14 protein-coding genes are annotated in these 13,621 nt (G+C 61.0%); 5 read left to right on the forward strand and 9 right to left on the reverse strand.

The window, feature by feature from the left end; all coding sequences use genetic code 11:
• Window positions 1-27: 27 nt before the first annotated feature.
• On the forward strand, window positions 28-339 hold the full coding sequence (locus QQF40_RS16550) for an NAD(P)H-dependent oxidoreductase (RefSeq protein WP_352230747.1): 312 nt from the start codon (window positions 28-30) through the stop codon (window positions 337-339).
• 148 nt (window positions 340-487) lie between these two features.
• On the opposite strand, the gene QQF40_RS16555 is transcribed toward QQF40_RS16550, so the two are convergent.
• The 4 genes from QQF40_RS16555 to QQF40_RS16570 all read right to left on the reverse strand — a co-directional run bounded on the left by QQF40_RS16555 (window position 488) and on the right by QQF40_RS16570 (window position 5,486).
• Window positions 488-2,653, reverse strand: a complete 2,166-nt coding sequence (locus QQF40_RS16555) for a TonB-dependent receptor domain-containing protein (RefSeq protein WP_215824300.1) — start codon at window positions 2,651-2,653, stop codon at window positions 488-490.
• On the reverse strand, window positions 2,650-4,179 hold the full coding sequence (locus QQF40_RS16560) for a PepSY-associated TM helix domain-containing protein (protein ID WP_285461970.1): 1,530 nt from the start codon (window positions 4,177-4,179) through the stop codon (window positions 2,650-2,652). The genes QQF40_RS16555 and QQF40_RS16560 overlap by 4 nt, the downstream gene beginning before the upstream one ends.
• A 108-nt stretch (window positions 4,180-4,287) precedes the next feature.
• Window positions 4,288-4,764, reverse strand: coding sequence for a hypothetical protein (locus QQF40_RS16565; protein ID WP_043332172.1), 477 nt, complete (start codon window positions 4,762-4,764; stop codon window positions 4,288-4,290).
• Complete coding sequence (locus QQF40_RS16570; RefSeq protein ID WP_284891764.1) at window positions 4,761-5,486, reverse strand: SCO family protein; 726 nt, start codon at window positions 5,484-5,486, stop codon at window positions 4,761-4,763. Before QQF40_RS16570 ends, QQF40_RS16565 begins: the two co-directional genes overlap by 4 nt.
• 278 nt (window positions 5,487-5,764) lie before the next feature.
• On the opposite strand from QQF40_RS16570, the gene QQF40_RS16575 reads away from it, so the two are divergent.
• Complete coding sequence (locus QQF40_RS16575) at window positions 5,765-6,187, forward strand: VOC family protein (RefSeq protein ID WP_043332174.1); 423 nt, start codon at window positions 5,765-5,767, stop codon at window positions 6,185-6,187.
• A 152-nt stretch (window positions 6,188-6,339) separates the two neighbouring features.
• Here the strand turns inward: QQF40_RS16575 and QQF40_RS16580 are convergent, their stop codons facing one another.
• Window positions 6,340-6,777 (reverse strand): Sbal_3080 family lipoprotein, encoded by a 438-nt coding sequence (locus tag QQF40_RS16580; protein ID WP_084589272.1) that lies wholly within the window; start codon window positions 6,775-6,777, stop codon window positions 6,340-6,342.
• Between the two features lie 285 nt (window positions 6,778-7,062).
• Window positions 7,063-7,830, reverse strand: a complete 768-nt coding sequence (locus tag QQF40_RS16585) for an extensin-like domain-containing protein (RefSeq protein WP_285461971.1) — start codon at window positions 7,828-7,830, stop codon at window positions 7,063-7,065.
• Between the two features lie 241 nt (window positions 7,831-8,071).
• On the opposite strand from QQF40_RS16585, the gene QQF40_RS16590 reads away from it, so the two are divergent.
• Complete coding sequence (locus QQF40_RS16590; RefSeq protein WP_285461972.1) at window positions 8,072-9,103, forward strand: LLM class flavin-dependent oxidoreductase; 1,032 nt, start codon at window positions 8,072-8,074, stop codon at window positions 9,101-9,103.
• 171 nt (window positions 9,104-9,274) lie between these two features.
• Here the strand turns inward: QQF40_RS16590 and QQF40_RS16595 are convergent, their stop codons facing one another.
• Window positions 9,275-10,906 carry a BCCT family transporter gene (locus QQF40_RS16595; RefSeq protein ID WP_176676890.1) on the reverse strand — a complete coding sequence of 544 codons (1,632 nt, stop codon included), beginning with the start codon at window positions 10,904-10,906 and terminating at the stop codon, window positions 9,275-9,277.
• A 516-nt stretch (window positions 10,907-11,422) separates the two neighbouring features.
• On the opposite strand from QQF40_RS16595, the gene QQF40_RS16600 reads away from it, so the two are divergent.
• A complete protein-coding gene (locus QQF40_RS16600) occupies window positions 11,423-11,734 on the forward strand; it encodes a hypothetical protein (RefSeq protein ID WP_176676889.1) in 312 nt (103 codons plus the stop codon).
• 174 nt (window positions 11,735-11,908) lie between these two features.
• Here QQF40_RS16600 and QQF40_RS16605 read toward each other — a convergent pair whose 3' ends face one another.
• Window positions 11,909-12,646, reverse strand: a complete 738-nt coding sequence (locus QQF40_RS16605; RefSeq protein WP_176676888.1) for an HAD family hydrolase — start codon at window positions 12,644-12,646, stop codon at window positions 11,909-11,911.
• Between the two features lie 147 nt (window positions 12,647-12,793).
• Here QQF40_RS16605 and QQF40_RS16610 point away from each other — a divergent pair, with 147 nt between their 5' ends.
• Window positions 12,794-13,087 carry a DUF1264 domain-containing protein gene (locus QQF40_RS16610; RefSeq protein ID WP_285461973.1) on the forward strand — a complete coding sequence of 98 codons (294 nt, stop codon included), beginning with the start codon at window positions 12,794-12,796 and terminating at the stop codon, window positions 13,085-13,087.
• Between the two features lie 140 nt (window positions 13,088-13,227).
• Here QQF40_RS16610 and QQF40_RS16615 read toward each other — a convergent pair whose 3' ends face one another.
• Window positions 13,228-13,416, reverse strand: a complete 189-nt coding sequence (locus QQF40_RS16615) for a DUF3008 family protein (RefSeq protein ID WP_176676887.1) — start codon at window positions 13,414-13,416, stop codon at window positions 13,228-13,230.
• Window positions 13,417-13,621 lie beyond the last annotated feature (205 nt).

Here is a 13,621-nt window from a genome sequence, read left to right on the forward strand (position 1 = left end):
CGTCATCATCTGCACCTGATTGTCTCTGTGAGCCATCATACACTCAAAGTCAGGTGGCCAGATTCACTGTGCCACTACACTGGCGGCTTGATGCAGGGCCGCCAGTACATGCTGTCACTGACCTGGAATGCGCCACTTGAAGCCTTTGATGAAGAAGGCAACTTCTTCGAGGGCAAGGGCATCGATGGCGTCTACTTCCCAGTGCACAAGGCGATGGAATTCCTCGGCATGACGGCCCTGCCGACCTACCTGGCCACTGATGTGATCAAGAACCCTGACCTGGCAGCCTACACCCAGGCCTACCGCACGCACCTGCGCGAGCACGTCGGCCGCGCCTGAAGGCTCGAGAGATGAGTTGCGAGCGCTGAAAGCATTCGAGCCCGCTCGTAATACAAGAAGCCCGCCACCGGTGACATGACCGATGGCGGGCTTCTTGCGTTCTAACGGTTAGCGGCGACCAGCGCTCACTATTGAGAGGGTGCGAGTCTTAGAAGCTCCAGCTGGCGTGCGTCCAGAAGATACGCCCCGGCTCATTGACCTGTACATCGCCCTGCAACGGATCGTCGTAGAAGCGATTGACGTGGTAGGCGTAGGCCTTGTCGAACAGGTTGGAGATGCCGGCGCTCAACTCGATGGCGTCAGTGACATGGTACCCACCTTCCAGGCCGACGATGCCGAAGCCTGCCGTCGCGTCTTCACTGTCGGAAATACGCGACTGACGTGCGGCCGCATCGAATCGGGCACCTGCCCACCAACGATCCGCGTCATAGCGTGTCGCCAGATAGCCATTGAAGGGGGCGACCTGTGACAGGGGCGTCCCATCGCTCAGGTTGGTGCCGTGCGTGGCGGCAACGCCTGCGGAATGCCGCCAGCCGTGTTGCCGCCAACTGGCTTCCAGCTCGATACCGTAGATCTCGGCCTCGACATTGTCGTAGGTGGTCAGCGAGTCGCCTTCGGTCAGCTCGATCCAGTCATGCACCCGGTTGTAGTAGGTGTCCGCCGAATAACGCCAGGCGCCCTGCCTGACCGCCACCCCAAGCTCGAGCTGCTGATGGATCTCGGGATCAAGCTCTGGATTACCCAACCAACCATCGGAGTCGGACTGGCGGTTGTAATAGCGCTCACTGGCCGTCGGGAAGCGTACGCTGCGACTGAGCGCCGCATAGCCTTTCACCGCCTCATTGACGCGATGCTCCAGACGCGCCAGTGCACTAAGTTCGCCATCACGCTGTTTGGCGTCAACATCATCGCCATACTGGGCACGCCAGGCGGAGATGGCCGAGGCATTGCTACCCACCACCTCATTGGCATCTCGCGCATCACTGATGGAGACGTCATAGCGCGCACCGGTCACGAGTCGGTTGTCGGCATCAAGGATGGTATCCAGTTCCGCGAATACCCCACCGCGCGTCCGCACGACATCCGGCCAGGTCTGGCTATCCGACAGGCTATCCAGTGACATGCCCATCCGGGAGTTGGTATTGCTCTCGAGCCGTTCGGCATCGGCACCCAGCGTCAATATCGCGTCATGTCCGCCGACAGTCAGCGGAATATCGCCCTGGGTGCTGGCATACCAGGTCTCGGTGGTCGCGCTGGAGAACATGGCCATGTCGCTCATGTCCATATCTGAGCTCATATCCATGCCCGAGCTCATATCCATGCCCGAGCTCATGTCCATGCTCATCGAGTTGGCGCTGGAATCATCAAAGTCACGCAGGGTGACGTTATCCATGTCGTGCACGACGCGAGCATGGTTGACCTGTGTCTCGGTGTGCGAGAACGGCCCGACGTTGTCGATGGTCAGCTTGAGATACTGGCGGTCCATATCGCTGCGTGGCGCATCCATGGTGGGATACAGGGCATCATCGATGCGCACCACGGCGAAACCCGCCTCGATGGCGACATCCTCGGTGGCGAAGGCGCCAATGCGGATACTGCCATTGTCGCTGCGATACGCGCCTGACTGAGTATCGCCATTGCCATCCTCGTAGTTGTTGCGCTCGGAATGCTCGAAGTCCAGTGCGGCCCAGAAATCGCCCTGCTTGGCGGTCAGTGACAGAGTCTCGCTGGTGGCGTCATCATTGCTGCGCCAGCCAGCCCCCAAGGTACCCTGGACGCCATCATCATCGCTGCGCGAGGGCGTCTGACGCGTCACCTCGATGCTGCCCGCGGCAAAGTTGGGGCCGCGACTGACGGTCTGCGCGCCCTTGTAAAGCGTGAGGTCCGACTGACTGCCGGCAGTGGCGTAACCCAGTGTGGTGTCCATGCCCCCCGGACAGGCGGGATAAAGCGATGCGCCATCCACCTCCTGGATGAGGCGCTCACCGCCCTGCGCACGGAAGATGGCCGAAACACCGTGACTACCCAAGCGCGAGCCACTGACACCATTGACCTCGCGCAGCTGTTCGCCAAGGTCCATGTCGCCCTTGGCATGCCCCGCATGCACGTCGTGGACGGGGCTGGCCATGGGCGCCTGAGCCTCGATACGGATCAACGGCAATACGCTGGTGGTGTCAGCATCGGCGTAAACCGGCAGCGTGCCACTACCCGCGATCGCGGCGGCAATGGCCATTGGCAGACGACCACGCGATGCGCTCACTGGCGATGACAAACGACGCGCACGAATCGGGAAATTGGCGAGAGACAGTGTCATGCGCTGGCCTCCTGCAGGTCATCCCCTCGCTTGTGCGTGGCGCGAATCCACAGCCAATCCAGCAGCCCCATCACGATCAGCGAGAGGCCGACCAGCGGGAAGATGACACCGATGATCATCATCAAGCCCCAGACACCGGCGTTTCGCCTGCGCTCCTTGGGCAGCGGCGGGATACCGATACCGCCCACCGGACGACGCTTCCACCACATCACGCCCGCACCGACGCTCATCATCACCATCGCGATACAGGCCAGTACCAGCACCAGCTGGTTGATCAGCCCGTACTGCTGCCCCAGGTGAACATTGATGCCCCACTCCAGCGCTCGACCCAGCGGGCCATAATCGGCGTAATGCATGTCCAGCAGCACATCGCCGGAATAGCGATCCACATGCACCACCTGCTGGCGCTCCAGCGCATCCGGATAGATGGAGCCGGTGTAGACGCCCTGCGGCGAGCCCGGCAGGTTGATGGCATAGCCCGGTGCCAGGCCTTCGCGAGCGAAGATGCGCTCAGCCTGATCGAGGCCGATATCGGCATGGGCAATCGCGGCGGCGCTCAGCGGCACGGCCGCAGCGCCGGATGACTTATCGACACCAGACTTGGTGCTACCACCGCCATGCCCGGCATGCTCTCCCTCGTCCACGACATGGCTTGTCGCTGCAGCCGGCAAGGAAGATAACGGGATAACGGCCTGTTCGAGCGACCAGGTCGTCCGCTCCTGGTCCACCAGACGGGTATCCGACATCGGCGTATTCACGCGCACGCCATCGGGATACCCGAAGTTATGCCCGTTGGCCAACTCGTTGACCTTGGCACCCCACACCATTGACCACGGCATGCCAGTCACGGCGAGAAACAGGATGAAACCAGCGGCGAAGATGCCACACACGGCATGCAGGTCACGCCACCACAGACGACGCGCAGGCGTGGTACGCAGCGTGACGACGCCACCCTTCTGGCCCCGCGGCCACCACAGATACAGGCCGCTGAGTACCAGCAGGATGCTCCAGCCGGCAGCGATCTCGATCGCGGCATTGCCGATGGGGCCGGTGATGGCGAGGCTGTGCAGATTGCGCACCGTCCACATGATGCTGTCACGGTAGGCCATCTGCCCCTGCACTTCACCGCTGTAGGGATTGACGTAGACCGCCTGCTTGCCACTGCCATCGGCTGCCACGATATCGACTTCCGTGGTCAAGTCACTAGCCGCAGGCGGCACGACACGCACGGCCTTGCCGGGCAGACTTTGCACGGCGACACGCACCTGCTCGCTCAGCGGAACACTCGCCTGTGCCTGGCCATTGGCCTGTTGCACCACCGGCGTGTTGACCTTCATCAGGTCGGCATGCACGAAGTGGTCGATCTCTTCACGGAACAGATAGAGACCGCCGGTGACAGCCAGCAAGGTCAGGAAAGGCAGCACCAGCAGGCCGGCATAGAAATGCCAGCGCCACACGGCACGGTAGATATCGCTGAAACCGCGAGCGGCGCGACCCGCGGAGTCGGTATTGGTTATTGAACTCATCTCGATTACCCATCGACAGGTGCCACGACGCGCGACGGATGCTTTGTCCGCCGGTCAACGCGAGGTCACCAAACACTATGGAGAGCCACCGCGAGGTGGCCCAGCAATTCATGGCGCGAGGGAATCGTGGGGTGGCGCGCGCCCGGGCGGACGCAGATAGACATTGATGTCGCGAAACGCGACAAGGCAGGGACGCGGGGCCGCGTCGCGAGACAACCGCCCCAACGCCAGCAACAGGGCAACGGCGACCAATGCCAGCGTGAAGGCCGCCATGCTGGCCAACGGACAATCCGAGGCAGCGGAACTGTGGGTGATCTGCGCCTGCGAACCGCTTTCGCGAGCGGCGCGGATTATCCAGTCGCTATCGGCACTCACCCAACGCCCGGTACCAACGCTCTCGAAGACGGCATGGTCGTTGACCATCACCACTCGTGGGGCCGCCAGCGGCATGACCAGCATGGCGGCCAACGCGATCAGCATCACGAAGACGACATGCCCATTGGCCGCGGTCAGGCGTGACAGGGCGCGATGATAGGAGACGGATTGACGCCTGGCGTGGCGAGTCGAGGGGCAAGTCGCGGTCATGCGCCCCCCGTGACCGGCACGTTAGCGTCTTCGCTCGTGTTGACGGCCGCAACACTGTCAGAAGACGGCGCTGCGGCCACGGACTGGAGCAGGAACGTCAGACGATCAGCAAGCTGCTCAGGCGTCTGACTGAGCGGCAGGGTGTCACGCAGCCGGCCCTGCTCATCGATCACGAAGATCGCCACGCTGTGGTCGATCATATAATCGGCCTCACCGGCCGACGCCTGCGCTTGCGCGTGTTCAGGAGGATGACTCTGCTCGGGTTCTCGCCGCTGAAACTGGATACCGAGCCGCTGAGTGAATTCCTCCAGACGCGTGTCGTCCTGTGACGGGAGGCGAAGGCCAGTCACCGGCAGGCTGAAGGCAGACAGGTAACGTGACAGCACGGGCAGGGTGTCGCGCGCCGGATCCAGCGTCAGAAACATCGGATGCAGATGCGCACGTGAAGTCTCGTCAAGGCGTTGCCAGGCCATCTGCAGCCGGGCAAGCGACAACGGGCAGATGTCCGGGCAATGCGTAAAGCCGGGAATCAGCACGCTCAGGTGACCCGCTTCCCCCCGAGACAGGGTGTCCGCGTGCAGCAGTCCCCGCGTGGAAGGCAGCTCGAGCGTCGTCGGCCACGCATCACGCGGTTGATGCGAGGCAGAAAGCCCCGTGATCAACGCGATAACGACGAGGGCAAAAGCACTGAGTCCCATCAGGATCAGCTTGCGCGGCGACATGAACACTCCAGCGTGGCGTGCAGAGAAGGTAAAGGCAGCAGGGTCGATGACAGGGATGCTAACCATTCACACCCGTGAAACCACTAATGCGACAAGTTGCCACAGCGATTGCCTCGGGCCTTCGCGAGCGCGACAAGCCCCCAGATAGCGTAAAGCCATCACCACCATCATCAGATTCAAAGTGCGTCTCACCCGGACGGGCACGACACTGTCTCCATGCTCACGCAATTGAGCCAGTCCCCCAACCCCTTCTTCCCCTCACGCCATGAGGCTTCGCCATGATTCAGCGCCTTTCCCTGCACCCAGCCATCCTTGAAGTGCGCGACCTCGATGCCGCTTGCCGTTTCTTCACCGAAACACTCGCCCTGCCCATCCTGTTGCGCAACGCCACCAGCGCGACCCTGGAGCTGAACCATCGCCGAGACAAGCAGACCAGCGTATTGCTGTTGCAGCGCAGTGCCGAGCAACCCGACAGCCGCCAGCTGACGCTTGAGATCGAGCGAACGGATTTTGCCCGCTTCCGCGAACAATGGCAGGCCCAGGGAGCGCATCTGATCGAGAGTCACGGCAGCAGCGCCCCCGGCTGTGCCTGGCAGGTGCTCGATTGCGTGCTCCCCGATGGGCATCGCCTACGCGTGGTCAGCATCAACCCCGAGCGCTGCGCCCCGACGATCAGCCGAGGCATGGGCATGGCACCCTGAGATTCCAGCACACCAGATGGCTCGAGAGTCTCCGCTGGGCCGGCGCAAGACACAAGCGCCGGCCCCGCTATCAAGTGCGCCATCATGGCGAGAAATGACGTACCGGTGAGGCGTACAAGAAGATGGCTTGAATGCCCATCACGGCTGAGGCGTCAGTAGTTGACCAGCAAGTCATCGATGACCGGGTTCATCTTGGTTTCGACCCCGGCAAACTTGGAGAACGTCAGACCACCCTTTGCGACAAGATGATATTGCGCATAGGCGATTTCATCGCCATATGGATCATTGAGCCAGAGTTCTGCGTGTGACAGATAGGTCGTGAAATCCCATGAGCGCAAAGCGGTATACGTCAATATCACTTCACAATGGCCAGGGACCGGAGCGTCATAGACTCGCGTATTCAAGCCATTGCGACTGAAGCCCCGTTTGATCACACTCAGGAAGCCGGGCACGATCACGGCCTCATTGCGCTCGATGCACACGGTATCCAGATAGGACATGCGCTCCAGAGGCTGAACCTGCACCGAGGTACAGCCGGCCATCACGAAGGTGATGGAAGCTGCCAATAACGCCTTCGTCATCCCTGTCATTCTTGACTCCCTGTCATTGAACAAGAGGCTTTATCGCGAGATATGCCATGGAAGGCATGCTTGTCCGCAGGGTATTAGTGAAAACAAATAAATGCGAGGAATCTGCCCGTGATCAGGCGTAATTCCCCCATGCAAGCGCGAGTCTCCTACAGCGACACCGACAAATGATGACAGGCGTGGCAAACATGAGTCCCCTTTATCACGCCGAGCCAATAATGCCCCACTGACAGCGTGCGCGGATGTCCGCATTGCCGCACTCTTGCCCGACGCAGCATTAAGTATTGCTCAGCGACAGAATCGCCAGCCCCGCGTGCCGAGGTGGAAGTGATCACGATGGGCGGCGTTGTAATCCGGCCCCAGCACGGTACCGAAACTCTCACAGGCAGCGTCCTGCACGGCACGCAGGAAGCGGCCCGGGGCATCTTCATCCTCGGGCGCCGTCCAGTCGCGCGGCAGGCGAATCTGACGGCCATCCGCCAGCGTGAAGCCTGTGACATCCAGCGCATCCGCAGTGGCATGCTCACTGCGGCGTGCGTTCTCCCGGCCATAGATGTTGCGGCAGGCGTAGCTGCCCACATGGGACACTTGCGTCACCTCGCTCCCCATGACCTCCTGCGCCGCTGACCTGAGCCCATGGCGCTCGAAGCGCAGCCAGCTCACCGCCAGCGGACAGCTGGCAATGAAGGACTGATTGAAGCGAACGCCCTGCTCACCACTCGCGCCTGACGCCGAATGCATGCGTACGCTGTTGATGAGGTCACAGCCATTGTCGCTGGGGCGATCCGGCAGGAAGGTCACCCGTTGCGAGGCTTCCTGCTCGAGAAATGCGCGACAGGCGGCCGGATTCTGGTTCAAGCGTGATAGCTTCCAGCCGGTCACCATGCCGGACGGGTCCTCCAATTGCAGTGGCTCCCACGGGAGGTAGTGAGCGGGTATCCAGCGCTCCAGCACGATGATGTCGCGCTGGAGCGCAACGCCCAAGCCGATGACCACCAGGCAGATCAACGTGAGCCCCATGCCTTTGCGGCGCTGCTTGTGCTGCAAACCGTTCATGTTCGACTCCTGTACACGTTGCCCTAGGCTTCACCTGCCCCAGGGTGACTGACTACCGTGAATGGCATGACGTATCGACCGCCTCATATATGCCATATCAGAAACAGTGAAATGAAAGGCGAGACGCTGTCAGACAAAAGGCTGTCCATTATGCTGGACGCCATTCAGCAGACCAGCCACATGCCTATAGGGGCCACGCCCCAGCTGCTCTCTGCACGCCAACTCGCTATCAGGAGCGCACATGACGACAGCCCCTACCTCACGCCTGGGCACGATTCCGCTCTCGGTGCTGGACCTTGCCCCCATCCGCGATACCGGCAGTGTTGCTGAAACCTTCCACAATAGCGTCAGTCTCGCCCAGCATGTCGAAGCGCTGGGCTTTCATCGCCTGTGGCTGGCCGAGCATCACAACATCGATGGCATCGCCAGTGCCGCCACCTCGGTGCTGATCGGTCATGTGGCGGGCAAGACCTCCCGCCTGCGAGTCGGCTCGGGCGGCATCATGCTGCCAAACCATCCCCCACTGGTGGTGGCGGAACAGTTCGGGACCCTGGCTACGCTCTACCCCGACAGGATCGATCTCGGACTTGGCCGCGCGCCGGGCTCCGATGGCATCACCATGCAGGCGATGCGCCGCGACCCTTCCGCCGGCGTGAATGACTTCCCCCAGCGGCTGGCCGAACTCGAGCAGTATCTGGGCGAGGCCTCACCCGGTCAGCGCGTCAAGGCCATGCCGGGGCAAGGCACTCATGTCCCCCTGTGGCTATTGGGTTCCAGCGACTACAGCGCACGCCTGGCAGCGAAAAAAGGTCTGCCCTTCGCCTTCGCCGGTCAGTTCGCCCCCGGCTACATGCTGGAGGCCATCAAGCTCTATCGCGAGAACTTCACACCCTCCGAGGTGCTGGATGCGCCCTACGTGATGCTCGGACTGCCACTGATCGCCGCCGACAGCGATGAACGCGCCCGTTTCCTGGCCAGCACCCAGCAACAGAAATTCCTCAATCTGATCCGCGGCAAGAGCACGCGCGCCCTGCCCCCATGCGAGACACTGGACTGGTCAGCACGCGAGGAAGCCATGGTCGGCCAGAATCTGGCCGCTGCCATCATCGGCGGGCCAGAGCGCATTCGCAGCGAACTCGAGCATCTGCTGGAGGTGACCCAGGCCGACGAATTGATGTTCAACTCGGATTTCTATGAGCATGCCGACCGCCTGAAGAGCTACGAGATACTCGCCGAGGTCGCCGGCCGCCGGACGCCGGCCGCCAGTCAATGACGTGAGCCCCTTCACGCTGACTGGCTTGCCAAGACAAGACGCCGCTCACATCTCCTGTGAGCGGCGTCTGTCGTTCTGAGCCTGCCGTGAAGGCACGCATTGACGTATGAGCTCAAGGCAATGAGCCGAAGGCGATGAGCTCAAGTCGATAAGTTCATGTCACGACTCGGCTCAATGATGGTCGCGCGGGTTCACGCGACGATTCTTGACGTCCGGCGCACGGCGGATGCGGTCTTCCTCCGCCAAGCTGTCAGCCTCGAAGATATCCGCACCGACCGGTGTCTCACCATGACGGCGATACAGCTGACTGAGCATCTGGCGACGATCAGCCCGCAGCTCCTTCACCAGCACCACGATCATCCCGTAGATGATGAAGGTGAACGGCAAGGCCGAGAGTACCGAGGCTGACTGCAACCCCTTGAGACCGCCCGTCGAGATCAGCGTCAGGCAGATGGCCGCAATCAGCACGCCCCAGGCGATACGCTTGTAGAGCGGCGGATTGATCGAGCCGCCGTCGGTCATCTGCGCCACGATGTAGGACGCCGAATCGGCAGACGTCACCAGGAAGATGAAGATCAGCATGATCGCGACCACTGACAGCACGCTGCTGAAGGGCATCAGGTCGAACATCTCGAACAAGGCAGACGTGATGTTGGCATCCGTCGCGGCTGCCAGCCCCGCATCACCCGCCAGCTCCATGTTGATGGCCGCGCCACCAAAGACGCCGATCCACAGACATGCCAGCAGCGGCGGCACGATCAGCACACCCACCACATATTCCTTGATGGTGCGGCCACGCGAGACACGCGCGACGAAGGTCCCGACGAACGGCGACCAAGCGATGACCCAAGCCCAGTAGAAGACGGTCCACGAACTGTTCCACTCATTGCCATAATAAGGGGACATGCGCAGGCTCATGCCGATGAAGTTCTGCAGATAATCGCCGATGCCCAGGGTGATCGTCTTGAGGATATCCAGTGTCGAGCCAGTGAACAGCACATAGAGCATCAGCGCGATGCACAGACTCATGTTGAGGTTGGAGAGGCGCTTGATGCCCTTGTCGAGCCCGGACCAGGTCGAGGCCATATAGGCACAGAACATCACGCCCATGATGATGAACTGCCATTGCCAGCCTTCTTCCACACCGAAGACGAAGTGCAGCCCCCCATTCATCTGCAACACGCCCAAGCCCAGCGATGTCGCGACCCCCATCACGGTCGCCACCACCGCAAAGACATCCAGTACCGGGCCATAGCGGCGCACCTTGGGATGCTTGGCCGTCACGGATGACAGCACCGAGGAAACCAGCCCCGCCTGCCCCTTGCGGAATTGGAAATAGGCAATGATAAGACCGACCACCGAGAAGGCAGCCCACTGATGGACGCCCCAATTGAAGAAGGCATATTGAATGGCATAGCGCGCAGACTCGGGCGTCTCGCCCGGCATATCGGCAAACGGCGGTTTCAGATAGTGCTGCATGGGTTCCGCCATGCCATAGAACACCAGCCCGACACCGAACCCTGCTGCCAACAGCATGCTGACCCAGGAAAAGAAGGTATAGGAAGGCCGGCTATCCTGCGGCCCAAGCCGGATCTTGCCGTATTTGCTCAACGCGAGACTAATGAGAAAGATCACGAAACCAAACACGGATATCAGATAGAACCAGCCGAACATGCTGGTGACGGCGCCGAGCGCCTGATCTGCCAATTCACCAAACCGGGTGGGGAATCCTGCCCCCAAGGCGACCAGCCCGAGAATGATGATGACCGACGCGCTGAATACGCGCTTTCCTCCTGATGTCATAAGTCGCTACTCCCTGTGAGCTGTGACAGCGGTGAGGTGGATCGCGCACCAGCGAGAAACGAGTAGCGTATCGCCAACGAATATTCGCAGTGCCTTCTAGACATGAACCTGATTCCCCAAAACTTCAAGGACAGAGGACGCCAGCAGCTCAGGAAATTTGTCAGTGTCTGTACATGTGGGCGTTTGTCCCAGCTTGGCCACGGTGGGTACGACAGGTAGACAACGCCAAACATTCAAAGGCAGTGATGAAGAAGCAGAGAGACGGGAAGTTCCGGGCAAGCTGGCCAGTCACGATGGCGAGATCGCCAGACAACCTCTACATTACTTGTACGATAGTTATAAAACGCGATTCACCGCCGAAATGACATCCCACTGAGGACATTCCCGATGCCTGCCCCCACTACTGCAACAAACCCGCCACGCACCGCTGTGACCCCCGCCCACGCGTCGCCTGCTACCCCACTCCCCCCAAGCCAGCTCGCCGATCAGCCGCTCGCCCACCAGGACGAGACCAGCATGACACTCGAGTCGCTGGCACGCGCACTGCAGCACGGCATGGTGCCGGTGGTCGAGGTCATGTCACTGGATGGCATCTACAAGGTGAGAATTCACCACTGCCACGGCGTCTCGGACCTGACGCGCAACGACCACAGCGCACTCTGGTTCAAGGGCACCGGCGAGATACGCGACTTGATGGGCGCACGCGGCATCAGCCACGGCGTGCTGACTTGGGCGGATCAGTGGGGGGATGAAATGATCGGGGTCGAATCACGCAGCCTCAATCAGGAAGAACTGCTCGCCTGGGGCACGCGCATCTGTTTCAAGTGATACCCGATAGAGTGCTCCGCTCAGGAATGTCGATTCAGACACACAAAAGCCGCCCCTTCCGGAGGCGGCTTTTGTGTGATGATCTGCCATATCACAAGTGACTCATCCGGCCAGATCTCAGCAGAATGCTCGCGGCTCAAGCCCTGCCGAGAACGCCAAGAGCCTGGAAGCACCTCAAGGGTTGACGACTTCTCCCTTGGCCACGAAACCGGCATCAGCGCATAGGCGGCTGAATTCATCCCAGTGTTTCATGACCTGCCAGGCGCCCGTGGTCCGCAGTACCTCGGCGTGGCCCGGCGGAATGTGGCTGGCACCCAGATGGCCGACGACCTTGAGACCTGCGGCCACGGCTGCCTGCATTCCCGTGCGGCTGTCTTCGACTACCAGACATTCCTCGGCGGAGCGTCCCAGCGTCTTGAGCGCGAGCAGATAGAGGTCCGGTGCCGGCTTGGGGTTCATGACCTCATCAGAGGTGAAGATCGGCAGCCGCTCGTCGCCATTGGCCGCGGCAATCTCATCGAGAATGCCACGCAGCCCCGAGCTCTCGAGATTGATCTTCATGCGCTGCGCAGAACTGTTGGACACGATCGCCAGCGGCAGACGCTGGTCGCGGATCCACTCCAGCGTTTCGCGCACCCCGGGCATAGCCTGGAGCGAGTCGGCCAGGCGGGCATCGACGAGATGGCGTATTTGGTCGAGCGCATCCACGGGCAGCGTGTGCTGACTGCGCGCCTCCAGATCCAGCAGGATATCTCGCGTCATCATGCCCAGACAGCGGTCCAGCTCATGCTCGATCTGCTCTGCACTCCCCAGGTCTGGCAGCCAGACGGGAAGCTTCTCCTTGAGCACGCCATCAGCGATGATCTCGCTATCCACCAATACACCGTCACAATCAAAGATAAGTTGCTTCATGCGAGCTCCAATTCGAGAAAAGATGGCCGAAACACGTGATGAACAAGACACCTTGTCGCGCAAGGCATTGAGCGGCCACAAGAAGTGATATTCCTTATTGATGAGGGCAGAAACCTGAAAAGCAATCCCGACACTCTGCAGCAGTCTTTGGCGAGGATTTTCAGAGGCAAGGCACTGGCCGAGCGCAGCTACTTCGAGGACCTCGTTACCACCTACGGCAAGACCTTCCACACCTGGCAGATCGACCGCGACGACTTCTCCTACGGTATCCCGCAGCTGATGATGGCCTTCACCCGTAATGGTCAGATCGACGAGGAGCGCTGCCGGAAGCGCGCCGAGATTCCGCTGCCCGATGTCAGCCCCAAGGCCAACGGTGGCCCGCCCCCGGCCGACAGCGAGTCCCACCAGCCGCCGCATGAGAGCCTGAACGACAGCCGCTGAGGCCAGCGGCGCATCAGCGACACAAGCCACGACACGCACCAACGACATGCATTTACGACAAGGCGCCTGGCAATCATTTGCCAGGCGCCTTGTCGTTTCAGCTATCGCGTCAGGAAGCCACACCGGGCATCCCGCAGGGCTCAGCTCTGACTGTCGTATCGCGGCTTGCCTTCACGTGATGTCGAGGCCATTTTCTCGAGCTCCTCTTCACTCATGGAGTCATACATCGAGCGGGCAGCGCCATCCAGTTCGCTGACCTTCTGCTCGCCGCGACGTACTGACAGTGCTGCTCCGGCTGCCATCTGCTGTGCCTTGGACTTGGCTGGCATGGTTGTCCTCCCTATTGGCACATTCGTTGGACGGTGGCCGGCTGTCGCTCACCCGACCTGTCGCTCCTGTCGCTCCTGTCGCTCCCATCAGGCCATGCGGCCCTTACTCCCCTTTTTCAATCCTCGCCATACCTTGAGTTTTCCCGCTCTGACCCAAGGCCATGCAGGAGAGACAGATGTCCGTCCTCAGCAAGAATATCGCTAT

Source organism: Cobetia sp. LC6, assembly GCF_030264805.1.
Lineage (GTDB): Bacteria > Pseudomonadota > Gammaproteobacteria > Pseudomonadales > Halomonadaceae > Cobetia.